The following is a 14,679-nucleotide window of genomic DNA, read 5'->3' on the forward strand; positions in this document are numbered from 1 at the left end:
GCGCTGCTGGCGCTTCTTTACGGTCTTTTTACGTGGTTGAAAGCGTCTTGGGAAGGCCAGAAAGGTGCCTTGGGCGAACAGACGTCGCCAATGACGTGGTTATGGAAAAATATCGCGATCGCGACCTGCGGTCGCTAGAAAAGAAGAACCCCACCTGAAAAAGTGGGGTTAGTCAGCAGTCTGAAACGGCCCGTTAATAAACGGGCCGTTTGATTTTAAAACACCATGGCGCAATTAGTTATAGGTAATGTCGAAGGTCGCCACTGCGTTTGCTGAGCCCACAGTCACAGAGTCAGAAGTTGCAACATAACGTGCAACGAATTCCAAGTCATTATCACCCGCAGTCAATGGGTATGCCTGCGAAGGCACTCGCAGAGCTAACACTGTACGTGACGCATCAGAAATTTGCACAGCAACTCCTGTTGCAACATTAGCCCCTGTAGTCAGAGCTAACGAGCGGTTATCGCTGGTTGCTGCAATACCATCAAAACTTACTTGGGCACTAACCACTGTTGGTGGGCAATCTTTCAATGCCAAGACGAACGACGTAGCACTTGCAGTCGAACCTATGCCTTTGAAAGCCGTATATCCCACTTTTCCAAGCTTAACTTCTGCAGGATTACTCATATTATTAACAACCTGACAAACTTCAGTCGTAAGTTGCCCTGTAAATTTCACCTGACCATTATCAGCCGATGCCCCAGTAGACAGGCCTAAACTTGCTGCAACCAAGGTAGTAACACAAAAAATCTTTTTCACTATTAGAAACTCCATATCCTATGGGTATAAATTGCCCTATATAAAATTAATGCTATTTTACTTGCAGCATCAGACAAGTTGACGAGACATCTCATTTAAGCGTTAGCTTAAAACTCGCAAGGTCCATAGATGACTATTAAGGGGGAAAGCAGGCTTTAAGATGAGCAAATAGAACAAGCTATGCATAGAAACACCAAAACGTATTACTTAACCGATAATAGCTTAACCTGATGCGGCCCATTTTAGTTAAATGCGCTTTAATGTAAAGAGTAAGAATATTTAAAAAACTTATAGCCCTACTGTTTTTTTGATTTTTTTATTTATTAAAGCAAAACAAGGCATTGATATAACTAAATGAATCTAAAGAAATTTAATTGCACACTCAAGTATTTAACAAGAAAAAAACAAGAAATAACTTAGTTACAAAATAAGAAATTATTATGTTACACCTGATTTTTAGCATTAAAAAAAACCACTTTCATACCTAAACGGTATACGCTTTAAGGCATTTTAAGATTATACCTCACCATTTTTTCCACTAATAAACACAGCGTCATTTATCAACTAGCACAGGATAATTCAAATTTTCTGCTCAAGTTATACGCTAACTATCATGCTTTATTCAAATCACTGAGCGATGATAAGCGTAAATGCGGGATTGCTTCACACTCAGCAATTCTCGGTATTTTCTCGTATCATTTCGATGAGGGCTCACAGCACAAATGGTGCGGTGAGCCCGTTAAGCGCTAGCAGTGTTCACCTGCAATTACGGCACACAATCCAGCAACTGATTTGCCGCCTGCAGAATATGTTCTGCCGTCAGGCCGTATTCCTGTTGTAAAAACTCCTGAGTCCCTACTTGCCCATAACGCTCTTTCACCCCAACCCGCCACATCGGCACCGGGCACTCTTCTACCAGCACCTCCGCCACGGCTGAGCCCAGTCCGTTATGAATGCTGTGGTTTTCGCAGGTCACCATTTTGCCGGTTTTCGCTGCATAGGTTTTAATGATGTCACGGTCGATAGGTTTAAGCGTGAACATATCGATAACCGCTGCGCTGATCCCTTGCTGCTCCAAAACCTGTGCCGCTTTCAACGCTTCGGCCACCATAATGCCGTTGGCAATCAGCGTGATGTCGCTCCCATCACGCAACAGATTGGCTTTACCGATGGTAAAGCGCGAGCCGTCCTGATAAATACGCGTTGCCTGTTTACGAATAGTGCGTACCCAGTAGAAACCTTTCAAATCCACCAACTGCTGCAAAATATTCTGGAACATCGTGGCATCGGTCACTTCCAGCACCACCGAATGCGCCAACCCGCGCACAATACCCATATCTTCAAATGACATATGAGTACCGCCGTTATGGCAGGCGCTTACCCCCGCATCCGAAGCGATCACCTTCACGTTATTGCGCTGATAGTCCAACGACATAAAAAGCTGATCGAAACAGCGACGGCTGGCAAATGCGCTAAACGTATGCACAAAGGGTATACGCCCAGTCAGCGACAATCCAGCGGAAACGCCGATCACATTGGCCTCCATGATGCCGCAGTTGATCACCTGCTGCGGGTGATCCTTATGCACGCCATCCATCGCCATCGAACTCATCAGATCGGCTTCCAACGCAATAACCGGTTTGCCCGCCTCGATTTGCTGACGCATCATGCCGGCATACACTTTGCGCATCTCTATACCGTCTTTTTCCAGCTGTGTTACCACGTTAAACATGAGCAACCTCCAGATCGGCAATGGCTTTTTCGATTGCCTGCTGTACGTCCGGCGTCAAACGCAGGTGATGAGAGTTGTGTAAACTCTCCAGATAGGCCACGCCCTGCCCTTTAACGCTGTCTAAAATCACCACCAGCGGGCGTTGTTCACCGCTGCGCACCGGCAGCACCGCATCACGAATAGCAGCAATGTCATCCCCCAAAACGGTTTGCACGTCAAAACCAAAGGCGGTGAATTTACCCGCCAGATCGAAGGGTTTGATCACCTCATCCAACGCGCCATCCAACTGCTGCTTGTTGTAATCGATAAACAGCGTCAGGTTATGCAGATTATGATGGGCAATAAACTGGAAAGCCTCCCAACACTGCCCTTCGTTGAGTTCACCATCGCCCAGAATGCTGAATACCCGATTGCGCCTGCCGGCCAACTGGTGCGAAAGCGCTATCCCGGCAGCAATGGAAACCCCCTGCCCGAGCGAACCTGTGGTGGCATCTACACCACGGGTCAGCAGGCGGTCCGGGTGGCTTGGCAAACGGGTGCCATTCTGGTTCAGCGTTTTCAGTTCTTCTTGTGGGAAATAGCCTTTGATCGCCAGCGTGCTGTAAAGTGCCGGGCCAGCGTGGCCTTTTGACAGCACAAAGTAGTCACGTTCAGGCCAGTCGGGATCCGCCGGATCGATATGCATCACTTCGCCATACAACACCGCCAGCGTTTCCACCACCGACATGCAGCCCCCATAGTGGCCAAAGCCCAGCCCAGTGAGGGCTTTCAACGTCTCCAGGCGGATCGCCCGCGCCAGCGCGCGCAGTTCGCCAATATCAGTCACTGTATTGTTCATCAAACCGCCCTCACTTATTTCTCAACGCGACCTGCCGCCGGAGCGCCCTTGCGTTTACCCAAAAAGTTATGCGCAACCAGCAGCGCAAAGATGGCGACGATTGCCACCATGATCATTTCTTTGGTCAGGAAACGCGCCATGTTGCCGAGTAAGATCCCGATTACGCCGAAATCGGCATCAGAGAAGGTAGTATTGGCAAAGCCCAGCGCCCCCAAGACCGGCAACAGCAACACCGGCAAGAAAGTAATCAGCAGGCCATTGGCAAATGCCCCCAACATCGCACCACGGCGCCCGCCGGTGGCGTTACCAAATACCCCAGCGGTCGCACCGGTAAAGAAATGAGGGACTACGCCCGGCAGGATCAGCACCATTTTCATTTGCCCGAGCAGGAACAGACCAACCAGCCCACCGAGGAAACTGAATAGGAAACCGATGAGCACTGCATTAGGCGCATAGGGATAAACCACCGGGCAATCCAGCGCTGGGCGCGCGTTGGGCACCAGTTTTTCTGAAAAGCCGGTAAAAGCCGGAACGATTTCCGCCAGGATCAGCCGCACCCCTTGCAGGATGATGAACACCCCGGCGGCAAAGGTAATTGCCTGAATAATCGAATAAACCAGATAATTCTGCCCACCGCTGAGCTGGCTTTCGACGTAGGTCTGCCCAGCACAAATCGCCAGGATCAGATAGATAATGATCATAGTCATCGAGATAGAAATGGAGCTGTCACGCAAGAAACTGAGGTTCTTTGGCAAGTTCATCTCTTCGGTGGAACGTGAGCCTTTGCCAACGCGCTCACCGATCCAACCGGCCAGTACGTAGCCCAGCGTGCCGAAATGGCCGAAAGCGATATCATCATTGCCGGTGATGCGGCGCATATAGCGCTGAGCAATGGCCGGGAAGAACGCCATCACCAAGCCCAAGGTCAGCGCACCGGTAAACACCAGTTGTACCCCTTCAAAACCGGCGACCGTCAGGATAATGCCGATCATACAGGCCATATAGAAGGTGTGGTGACCGGTCAAAAAGATATATTTCAGCCGGGTAAAGCGAGCGACGATAATATTAGCCACCATACCGAACGCCATAATCATCGCGGTGGCGGCACCGTATTTCTCCAAGGCGATAGACACGATGGCTTCATTATTGGGGATAATACCTTGAATATTAAAGGCGTGTTCAAACATACCCCCCAGCGGGTTAAGTGACCCGACTAATACCGTGGCACCACCGCCCAGCACAATAAAACCGAGAATGGTTTTTACCGTACCTTTTACCACATCAGAAAATGATTTCTTTTGCGCTAACAAACCGATTAATGCAATCACCCCTACCAATACGGCAGGCACTTTTAATATATCAACCACAAATTTAAGCGCTTCCTGGATAAACATATCCACCTCGCCGACTGGTTTGATTAAATGATGGAGTGAGCTTCGAAGTAAGCACGCAACTTGGCTTCGAGTTCATTAATATCGATGATGTTACTGATCACCACCAGTTGGCTGGCCGGGACACTGGCGCTATCGGCGATGTCTTTTGCCATCACGAAAATGTCCGCAGCGCCCGGCGTGGCGGAAGAGAGATCGGAGTGTTCAACCTCTGCTTCAATCGCCATTTTCTTCAGCACTTTCTTGATATTCATTTCCACCATAAAGCTGCTGCCCAACCCTGAACCACAAATAGCCATGATTTTCATTATGTTCACCCGCTGAATTTCGAATAAGAGATAGCATCACCAGAGAGTTATCTGATGTTATTTGCTGTAGTTAATTGGCCTATACCCTAAATAATTCGAGTTGCAGGAAGGCGGCGACGCAGAGAATCCCCAGGAGCTTACCCAAGTAAGTGACTGGGGTGAGCGAGGAAAGCCAACGCACATGCAGCTTGAAGTATGACGGGTATAACTGTTAATGGTTAATAGTTGGCAATAATATCCTCGATCTGCTGTCGGTTCTCAGCGCGGAATAACCTCTCCATCGCTTCATTGTCTGAAAATAATTCGGCCAAATGCGAGATTAATTCGATATGGCTGCTGCTATCTGGAGCAGAAAGCATCACCACCACAAACACCGGATCATTATCTTCAGAATGAAAATGCACTCCCTGGTTAATTTTTAACAGCGAAAGGCCTAACGCTTTCGCCCCCTCTTCCGGTCTGGCATGTGGCATGGCAATACCGGGAGCCAAAACAAAATACGGTCCCAACGCCTGATATTGGCGGAATATTGCCGCCAAATAGTCGTTAGTAATGATGCCGCGTTGCAACAGCGGTTGGGCACTCAGCGCTACCGCTTCCTGCCAGTCCGCGACGTGATCGCACAGTTGAATATGATCGGCATTCAGCCAGTCGTTGAGCACGTTTCCCCCTCAGATAACCTGGTTACGATTAGGTGTTACCGGTGTGTCATTCTTCGGCGACGATAAAACTTTAATCAACGGCCAGGGTATCAACCGTGATCAAAGCCACAAAGATAGCGCTACCAAGAATCTATCGTGCAGATTTGTGATAGCGCTATCAAATAGCCGGACGCGATCATCGCCTAACGCAGTTTTTTTATCCCTCGCCCAGAGAACGGGTTAGAATGTCAGCCAAAGCAGGATTGCCGAACCACCGATAATCGGGTTTCGGACCCTTAGCGCATTTCAGTCAGGATTACGAATGTCGATCGGTAAAAAACGACGCAGCACTGGCCGGGTTACGCTGGCCGACGTTGCCCAATTGGCGGGCGTGGGTAGCATGACCGTATCGCGAGCATTACGCACGCCAGAGCAGGTTTCAGACAAGCTGAGAGAAAAAATTGAGGCCGCGGTCAGTGAGTTGGGTTACTTGCCTAATCTGGCCGCCAGTTCGTTGGCTTCGGCATCCTCTTATACCATCGCCATGGTGGTGCCGAGCTTCTCCGAATCAGGTTGTGCAGACATGTTTGCTGGATTACAGCGCGTGCTGCAACCGGCGGGTTACCAGATCATGTTGGCCGAATCACAGCACCATCTGGAGCGTGAAGAAAAGCTGCTGGAGACGCTGCTTTCCTACAACCTGGCCGCCGCCGTGTTGCTTAGCGTCGAGCATTCACCCAATACGCGTCAGGCGCTGATGGCTGCCCATATTCCCGTGGTAGAGATTGGTGCCATACGTACCGATCCGATCGATATGAATATTGGTATTGATTATGTCGCGGCAATGTATCAATTGACCCAAACGATCATTGCCAGTGGTTACCAGAATGTGGGTTTGTTATGTGCCAATCAGGAACAGTGGATTTTTCAACAACATTTGCAGGGTTGGCACAAAGCATTATTACGCAATCACATGTCACCGCACCGGGTGATCAACGCCGCACAACCGGCCAGTTTTAGCACCGGCGCACAGCAGCTGCCAGAATTTCTGCTAGCCTGGCCTGAACTGGATGCCTTGGTGTGTGCGTCTGATGAGCTGGCCTGCGGTGCGCTGTATGAATGCCAGCGGCGCAGAATCAAGGTGCCGGATCAGTTGGCGGTAGTGGGCTTTGGTAATAGCGACGTCAGCCAGGTATGCCAACCACCGCTGACCACCATGACGGTGCCACACAAAGAGATCGGGATTCAGGCCGGTAAAGCGCTGTTGGCACGCCTGAATGATGAGGAATGGCAGCCTGAAGGTACAATCCCTTCGGCACTGTGTCGCCGCGATAGTTGCTGAGCATTAGCTCCGCAGTGCGGCAGGCAATATGAGGCAGTTGACGAGTTTTATCCCGATGCTGCCTTAACACAACAGCATCGGGGACGGGGAACCGCCTGATGTATCTCAACATCAGGCGGTAATAACGGCCCTGCGTGTATAATTAGAAACTGTAAGAGACACCAACACGGTAACGAGTCTGGCGATTATCGTTCTTACTGTCTTGTTTTACGTTACCGACTTCAATATAAGGCTTCCAGTTTTTATCCCACTTATAAGCCAGTTTTACGTTATGTTCGTAATCTGTTTTACCATCATCGAAAATAACTTTGTTGCTACTCTTATAGACGTAGTTATATTCTGCCTGCCAATCCTTGAGGAAGGTATAGCCTAACCAGAAATCACCACGGTTGGTTTTTTCATCTGCATCAGAACCTTTTGAGGTGGTACGCTTGTACTCATAACGGTATCTGGTCGCAACATACAGTTCTTTGGTCAGATTATACTGCGCACGCAGGAAAGGCCGGTAACCGTTATTATTGCTGTTGGATTCCAGCGAGAAACCTGGCTGTAAAGAAAACTCATCCGTCAGGCTTTGCTGATAGCTGGCGACCACTTCAGTCCCATTACTCACCTGTTCATGGTAAAGTTTATTTGGTGTAGTATCTGAAGGATCCTGGCGCCATTTGGCTTCTAAAGATAAACCAAAACCATTGGCAAAGCGATGTGACATCAACAAACGATCTTTATGATCGCCTTTGCCAGTATCCATAAGCTCATGTCGATAATCAATTGTTACCGCCGCGGCGCTGAGGCTAATTACTGAAGTCATCACCAGAGTTAATAATTTTAATTTCATTATTCCCATCCCTTATAATTTAATTATACAAGAAACTATGCCCTAGAATAAAAAAGGTCCCCAGAAGTATTGAAAACCACAGTGAGTAATTTATATATGCCCGTCATACTTCAAGTTGCATGTGCGTTGGCCGCCTTCCTGCGACTCGAATTATTTAGGGTATAGATATTTAGTTTAATCTCGCTTTGAATAAAACACATCTAGCCCTTCTGATTACCAGCAAGGTAAAGCATTACGTGTTTTCACCCTTCAAAGTAGACGAAGTAATACCCCCTATTAAAGAAGCGTTAATTTATACAATAAAATATTTAAATCTCTATTGTGTTATATCATCGTTATTTAAAATAGCAAATCAATAAAGCAATAAATTCACGACTAATTCAAATTATTTATTTTATAATAACTCCACCACGTATCATGGTGGAGTTATTATCAGCAACTCGTTATCTCATTGCCCTTTTCAGGATACGATCACCCTGTGATTGGAAATCAGCCGCCGTTTCTTTAACCGTCTTCTTACCGTAGTCGATTGATTGAATGGCATCCTGGAACAACACCACAATCTGCGGATCATCGAAATAAGGTGAAGCATTGATTGCATGTGGTAAAGACAGAGCCAGATTCAACCCAGAAACGGCCGGATCGGTATCTTTAATCACACCGCTTTCACGTAATTGGGTAACCGCTGTTTTACTCAGTGGTACACCACGTTCCAGTCCCAGTGCTTCAACGCCCTCTTTGCTGTTTAACAAGAAGTTAATCAGCATGGCAGCCTCACGCGGATGCTTACTGCTTTTACCAATCGAGAACATTTGAGCTGGTTTAAAGAACAGACCGGCATCCGTGGCGCCTTCCAGCATCGGGTAATTACCCAATTCCAGTTTTGCTGGCGGCTTCAGGTTATCGGAATATTTTTTAATGGTGGAGTTCCACATGTAAGTTCCTGCAAACTCACCCGCAATCCATGGCTTCATTTCATACATATTGCTCTTACCGAAGGAGGCAAAATATTTGGATGAAGGCATCACATGGCTATCGACCATATCTTTATACATCTGGAAGAATTCGACCCACTGATCCTCGGTGTAGTTAAATTTCTTCTTACTTTCATTTACGATATCGATATTATGCTTCTGTATCATATATGAACGTAGCAGGGCGAAAGAGTCCTGGTGCTCAAGCACCACGGGATAATATTTATCACCCAATACTTCTTGGAACTTCTTACCCGCAGCCAGTAATTCATCCCAGGTCTTAGGATAGGCTACCCCGGCATTTTTCCAGGTAACGTCATTAAGGTAGAAAACACGCGCGGTCACTGAAATCGGGATCCCGTTCAGTTTGCCATTAACCGTGGTGGTCTTCAGTTCCTTTGGAGCAAACTGGGTCAGATCCAGATACTCACTGACTTTATTCAAATCATGGAAGCCACCGCCATCTTTTGAAAAAATCGGTAACCAGTTCCAGTTGGTCTGCATCACATCCGGCTCGGTCCCACCCGCGATCTGCGTGGTCAAGCGAGAAAGGTGGCCATCCCAACCGGTATATTCTGATTTAACTTTAATATCCGGGTTTTGTTTCTGAAACTCTTCAATCGCTTTCAGCGTCATCTGATGGCGGCTATTCCCGCCCCACCAAGACATACGCAAATCAACCTGTTCAGCAGCAAATGACTGGTGCGCAAACATAGCAATAGATGAAGCAATCAAAACTTGTAATAATCTTTTTTTCATTATCTGCAACTCCTGTTAAAGAGAGATATTTTTTTCTGTTTTCGCATCAAATATATGGCATTTATTCATGTCAAATTTAAAGTAAACAGGACGATGCAGCCCATTTTTGAGGATAGGTTTAACATCATCAGATGGGATACGACAGGTCAGTTCAAAATCATTAACCTTGAGGTAGACAAAGAACTCGTGCCCCATGTTTTCAACACGAACTAACTCACCCTGAGAGTGATTCCCCTCGAAAGGTGATTCTGAAATAGTAATAAACTCAGGACGAACACCAAAGAATACGTCTTCGCCTACATGGCCAGCCACTTTCTCCTGCTGATGCGGATTCAGCGTCAGCGTGTAACTCCCCACGGTCAAACCGATTTTGCCGTCTTGTTCTACCAGCTTGCTAGGTTTGATATTCATTTCTGGCGCACCGATAAAGCCAGCGACGAACATATTTTTCGGGAAGTGATAAAGGTTATCCGGCGTATCAACCTGCATGATATGACCAAGCTTCATGACACAGATACGGTCACCCATGGTCATCGCCTCTGTTTGGTCATGGGTAACATAAACAGTGGTCGCCGGTTTGCCGCTCTTTTTCAATTGCTTGTGCAGATCGGAAATACGGATACGCATTGATGCACGTAATTTGGCATCCAGGTTGGACAATGGCTCATCGAACAAGAAGACATCGGGTTTCTTGACGATAGCGCGGCCAACGGCCACGCGCTGTGCCTGACCACCAGACAGCTGGCGCGGTAAACGATCCAGTAATTCTCCCAGTTCCAGAATTTTTGCCGCTTCGGTTACCTGCTCTTCGATCTGCTCTTTAGGAAGTTTGCTCAGCTTCAAGCCAAACGCCAGGTTCTCTTTCACCGTCATATGCGGATAAAGCGCATAGTTCTGGAACACCATGGCAATACCACGGGATTTAGGTGCCAGGTTGTTAACCACGCGATCGCCGATGCGAACTTCACCACCGCTGATAGTTTCCAGCCCCGCCAGCATACGCAGAGTGGTTGACTTGGCGCAGCCGGATGGCCCGACAATGACCATGAACTCACCGTCGGCAATGGTTAAATTGATACCATGAACGGCTTTATAACCGTTGGTGTACACTTTCTCTAAATTATTGAATACGACTTCAGCCATGATAAATCCTCAATTAACCTTTAATACCGCTGCTGGTAACACCCTGCACGAAATAGCGTTGGGCCAGGAAGAACACGATGATAGACGGCAGAATAGAGATACTCGCCATTGCCAGAATTTCATTCCACGGCGCACCTTCGGTGACGTCAATGGACATTTTCAGCGCCAGGGCAATAGGGTATTTATCTACGCTGTACACGTAAATCAGTGGTCCAATAAAGTCGTTCATCGACCACATAAACTGGAACAGGGCAACAGAAATAATCGCCGGTTTCAGAATCGGTACCACCACATACCACAGCACCTGGAAAGAGTTACAACCATCAATCTGGGCGGCTTCTTCCATATCACGTGGTACACCACGCAAAAACTGGATCAACATAAAGACGAAGAAACCCTGAGTGGCAAATGCCAACGGTAAATACAGCGGCAGATAGCTGTCCAGCATCCCCATTTCACGGAACATGATGTACTGAGGGATCAGTAATACCGTGCTCGGCAGCAACATGGTGGTGATCAGCGTTGCAAACCAGAATTTCTTCCATGGAATTTCAAAACGTGCAAATCCATAGGCCACAATGGTTGAAGAGATAATGGTCAATATGACTTTAGGAATAACAAACTTAAAGGTATTAAGCATGTAGTGACCAAAGTTATATTCCGTCCCGGTTTTCCAGCCATTAACAAAACCGTCTGAGGTTGGATTATCAGGCCACAATCCTAACGTCGTGAAGATCTCATGGTTAGGCTTGAACGATGCAGAGAACATCCACACCAGTGGATAAAGCATCAGCAAGCCCACAAACAGCAGGACGATATAACGGATAAACGCACTGACTTTCTCTTTGCGTAACGTCCGCTGTACCTCTTGCTCAGCAACTTTCTGAGCATCGCTCATGATTACGTTGTCTTGGTGCATATCAGCCATTTTTGCCTCCCTTATCCGCTGAGTAGAAGACCCAATACTTCGATGATTTAAAGGCGATTGAGGCAAACAAGGCCACGACCAGGAACAGTATCCAAGCCAGCGCAGCGCCATAACCCATATCAAAATATTTAAATGCGGTATCGTAAATATACAGTGAGAACAGGTAGGTATAGTGAGTTGGGCCACCACCCGTTATGACATAAGGTGCGGTAAACTCTTGGAACGCCTGCGTTGTTTGCATGATGAAGTTAAAGAAAATAACCGGCGTAATCAGTGGCACGGTGACTTTCATAAACATCTGCCATTTCGAAGCGCCATCGATCATCGCGGCTTCATACTGTGACTGCGGAACGTTCTGCAATGCCGCCAGGAAAATAACCATGGCAGAACCAAATTGCCATACGCGCAGTAAAGTCACCGACATCAACGCCAGCGAAGGCTCACCCAGCCAGTTGATTGGGTCTGCGCCAAATATGCCGATAAAGCTGTTTAACAGGCCATCAATGGCAAATAGCGCACGCCACAACACGGCAATAGCAACGCTGCTGCCAAGAATCGAAGGAATGTAATACGCAGTTCGGAAAAATCCAATACCACGCAGCTTAAAATTAAGAACGAAAGCAATACCCAGCGCAAATGCCAATTTTAAAGGAATGGTCAGAAACACATAAGCAAAGGTTACGCCCATGGATTTCCAAAAGAGGTGATCTTCCGTAAGCATATAACGGTAGTTTTCGATCCCGTTAAACACCGGCGGATTCATCAGGTCATATTCTGTAAAACTTAACAAGAATGATGACACAAAAGGAAACGCCGTAAATATGATCAACCCTATAATGTAAGGTGATATATAGGCTAACCCCAGCATTCTGTTTTCATTCATGGTTATTACCCATAGAGATAGAAAAATTAAATAAAGAAAAATTTAATTAGCGTTATAAAAAGACTCGACAGCAATCAGATACAACCCAAGGTAGTGTGTTTTAACCTCCGCTCTGATAACAACATGCCGCGCTGAAGCAGTGAATCACCCTGCTTTTGTAACTGCTCATCACCAACAAAAGTGATGTGCAGCCGCAATGCATACCCTAAACAAATGAATAATAATTTTCGTATATGAAATTCTAAGGCATTTGCACCATGTGCTCCCTGTGCATGGTGTTGATACAAGTCATAGATAAAATGGAAAGACAGAACAAATCCATTCCACAAAGGCGCAAGTTGAGTTTGTCGGCCCGCTTTGGCTTGGCTAAGCCGTCGACAAAACGCTGATGGTTGATCCATCATGACTCTGTCGATCACTTGAGTGCAGCACGTTAAGTCCATTTTCGGTCTCCACACCTCAGCCAACAAACTGAAACACTATTTCAAATTATTATATCTAAATTTTTCTCAGCGTCATTGGGCGGATGGCAAAAGTGTGACCAAAGTAGGAACGTTGTTTTATTTTTTTTGACTAGCTCGCATGCTAATTAAAAAAAACAGCACATGAACACACTAACCAATTGAAAATAAACAATAAAATAATGAATACCGATTGTGGCAATAACGATCTTGATTTGTGGGAAATTGGTTAGCCAATTGTGTTATGGGTAAAATCAGCAGAACGTGATCTGCCTGGAGGACATCAGGTAGGGTAATATATTTTTTGAGTGGAGGTTAAGAAAGGATCCCGATACGGGAAATCAGGCTGTGTTATTGCAAGACAACGCAAAAACACAGCCAGTGACGTGGCTAGAGGTTCTCTTCACCCGACTCTACTTTGCTTTCGCGCGGCAGGGGTTTACCGTAATCCTGATCGTTGTTACGCGTCAGCCACAGTGACAGCGCCTTCAGCGAGTCTGGGGTAAACTCGTCGCAGCGCGCGGTGATCTCCTCCGGCATCATCCAGCTTACTTCAGCAACTTCCTCTTCCTGCAGGGCAAAAGGACCGTGTGACACACAGCTGAATAAAGCCCCCCAAATGCGGCACTGATGCTCTTCAAAATAGAACATGCCATGTTCGGCAAACGGCACACCGGCAATTCCCAGCTCCTCCTCCGCTTCGCGGCGGGCGGAATCAAGCACATTCTCACCGCTTTGCACCACTCCACCGGCACAGGCATCCAGCCAGCCCGGATAGAAGTCTTTGTTTTCAGTGCGACGCTGCACCAAAATTCGCCCCATTCCATCATGCACCACAATATAGGTAGCACGGTGACGCAGCCGTTGAGCACGCATCTGTTGACGACTGGATTGAGCAATCACTTCGTTTTGCTCGTTGACGATATCCACCCATTCGGTATCCGCAGCCTGACCCTGTTCCGCCATCCTCTAAGACCTTCTATTTTGGCGCGATGAATGCCGCGCATTGGTTAATTAATGAATGTACTTATGATTTTTAATATGCGTACATTCTTCACCTTTAAAGTTGCAGAAGCACCGACGCCCAATCCATAACTCTGCACTCTAAAGCCATTGGATATATAAACTAGTGTGTTAATGCCAGCTCTGCAACCGCCTTGCTACCGTGCAAATCGATCACGCGCAAAACATCCTGCTCCAGTATGCCATAACTGGCAGGAAAGCCCCCTTTGGGTATGCTGACCGAACCTGGATTAAAGCAATAAATATCCCCCTGCCGTTCTGCCTGTGGCAGGTGCGTATGACCATACACCAACACGTCACCCAGAGATAAAGGTGGTAATAGGCCGGGATGATAAAGGTGACCATGGGTTAAAAACAGCCGTCTGTTTGGCAGCAACACGTGCTGAAACGGAGCGGTAATGGGGAATGAAAGCAGCATCTGATCGACTTCGCTGTCGCAATTGCCACGAACGGCAATGATCTTATCGCGATAGAGATTTAACCGCTCGGCAACCTGGGCAGGTTGATAGGCATCTGGCAGCGCATTGCGCGGCCCGTGATTGAGTAAATCACCCAAAAGAATCAGCCAGTCGGCATGACTTTGCTCAAACAGCTCAAGAATTTTTTCAGTGGCGGAAAGTGAACCATGTAAGTCAGAGGCGAACATCAGCTTCATAAGC

General features: G+C 47.3%; 15 protein-coding genes. 1 reads left to right on the plus strand and 14 read right to left on the minus strand.

Annotation, left to right across the window (positions count from 1 at the left end):
- Positions 1 to 234 precede the first annotated feature (234 nt).
- The 6 genes from AC2A1E_RS09030 to AC2A1E_RS09055 all read right to left on the minus strand — a co-directional run bounded on the left by AC2A1E_RS09030 (position 235) and on the right by AC2A1E_RS09055 (position 5,690).
- Positions 235 to 759, minus strand: coding sequence for a fimbrial protein (locus AC2A1E_RS09030; protein WP_484383459.1), 525 nt, complete (start codon positions 757 to 759; stop codon positions 235 to 237).
- Between the two features lie 766 nt (positions 760 to 1,525).
- Positions 1,526 to 2,491, minus strand: coding sequence for a transketolase family protein (locus AC2A1E_RS09035; RefSeq protein ID WP_484383460.1), 966 nt, complete (start codon positions 2,489 to 2,491; stop codon positions 1,526 to 1,528).
- Entirely contained in the window at positions 2,484 to 3,329 is an 846-nt protein-coding gene (locus AC2A1E_RS09040; RefSeq protein ID WP_484383461.1) for a transketolase, read from the minus strand. Before AC2A1E_RS09040 ends, AC2A1E_RS09035 begins: the two co-directional genes overlap by 8 nt.
- A gap of 14 nt (positions 3,330 to 3,343) precedes the next feature.
- The gene (locus AC2A1E_RS09045; RefSeq protein ID WP_484383462.1) at positions 3,344 to 4,723 is read right to left on the minus strand and encodes a PTS ascorbate transporter subunit IIC; all 1,380 of its coding nucleotides are present in this window, start codon (positions 4,721 to 4,723) and stop codon (positions 3,344 to 3,346) included.
- 23 nt (positions 4,724 to 4,746) lie between these two features.
- Positions 4,747 to 5,028, minus strand: a complete 282-nt coding sequence (locus AC2A1E_RS09050; RefSeq protein ID WP_076941594.1) for a PTS sugar transporter subunit IIB — start codon at positions 5,026 to 5,028, stop codon at positions 4,747 to 4,749.
- Between the two features lie 218 nt (positions 5,029 to 5,246).
- Positions 5,247 to 5,690, minus strand: a complete 444-nt coding sequence (locus tag AC2A1E_RS09055; protein ID WP_484383463.1) for a PTS sugar transporter subunit IIA — start codon at positions 5,688 to 5,690, stop codon at positions 5,247 to 5,249.
- Positions 5,691 to 5,991: 301 nt separating this feature from the next.
- Between AC2A1E_RS09055 and AC2A1E_RS09060 the strand changes: the two genes are divergently transcribed.
- Positions 5,992 to 7,011 (plus strand): LacI family DNA-binding transcriptional regulator, encoded by a 1,020-nt coding sequence (locus AC2A1E_RS09060; RefSeq protein ID WP_484383464.1) that lies wholly within the window; start codon positions 5,992 to 5,994, stop codon positions 7,009 to 7,011.
- A 142-nt stretch (positions 7,012 to 7,153) separates the two neighbouring features.
- Here AC2A1E_RS09060 and AC2A1E_RS09065 read toward each other — a convergent pair whose 3' ends face one another.
- The 8 genes from AC2A1E_RS09065 to yfcE form a co-directional block, all read right to left on the minus strand.
- Positions 7,154 to 7,849, minus strand: coding sequence for an oligogalacturonate-specific porin KdgM family protein (locus AC2A1E_RS09065; protein ID WP_484383465.1), 696 nt, complete (start codon positions 7,847 to 7,849; stop codon positions 7,154 to 7,156).
- Between the two features lie 443 nt (positions 7,850 to 8,292).
- The gene (locus AC2A1E_RS09070) at positions 8,293 to 9,582 is read right to left on the minus strand and encodes an ABC transporter substrate-binding protein (RefSeq protein WP_484383466.1); all 1,290 of its coding nucleotides are present in this window, start codon (positions 9,580 to 9,582) and stop codon (positions 8,293 to 8,295) included.
- Between the two features lie 15 nt (positions 9,583 to 9,597).
- On the minus strand, positions 9,598 to 10,725 hold the full coding sequence (locus AC2A1E_RS09075) for an ABC transporter ATP-binding protein (RefSeq protein WP_459402003.1): 1,128 nt from the start codon (positions 10,723 to 10,725) through the stop codon (positions 9,598 to 9,600).
- A 13-nt stretch (positions 10,726 to 10,738) separates the two neighbouring features.
- Positions 10,739 to 11,653 carry a carbohydrate ABC transporter permease gene (locus tag AC2A1E_RS09080; RefSeq protein ID WP_459402002.1) on the minus strand — a complete coding sequence of 305 codons (915 nt, stop codon included), beginning with the start codon at positions 11,651 to 11,653 and terminating at the stop codon, positions 10,739 to 10,741.
- The gene (locus tag AC2A1E_RS09085) at positions 11,646 to 12,536 is read right to left on the minus strand and encodes a carbohydrate ABC transporter permease (protein ID WP_484383467.1); all 891 of its coding nucleotides are present in this window, start codon (positions 12,534 to 12,536) and stop codon (positions 11,646 to 11,648) included. Before AC2A1E_RS09085 ends, AC2A1E_RS09080 begins: the two co-directional genes overlap by 8 nt.
- Positions 12,537 to 12,610: 74 nt before the next feature.
- On the minus strand, positions 12,611 to 12,979 hold the full coding sequence (locus tag AC2A1E_RS09090) for a hypothetical protein (protein ID WP_484383468.1): 369 nt from the start codon (positions 12,977 to 12,979) through the stop codon (positions 12,611 to 12,613).
- A gap of 408 nt (positions 12,980 to 13,387) precedes the next feature.
- Positions 13,388 to 13,963: an NUDIX hydrolase YfcD gene (gene yfcD, locus AC2A1E_RS09095; protein WP_484383469.1), complete on the minus strand. Its 576-nt coding sequence runs from the start codon at positions 13,961 to 13,963 to the stop codon at positions 13,388 to 13,390.
- Positions 13,964 to 14,123: 160 nt separating this feature from the next.
- Positions 14,124 to 14,675: a phosphodiesterase gene (gene yfcE, locus AC2A1E_RS09100; RefSeq protein ID WP_484383470.1), complete on the minus strand. Its 552-nt coding sequence runs from the start codon at positions 14,673 to 14,675 to the stop codon at positions 14,124 to 14,126.
- Between the last annotated feature and the right edge of the window lie 4 nt (positions 14,676 to 14,679).

The organism is Serratia sp. HNCC26DJ206, from assembly GCF_057180605.1.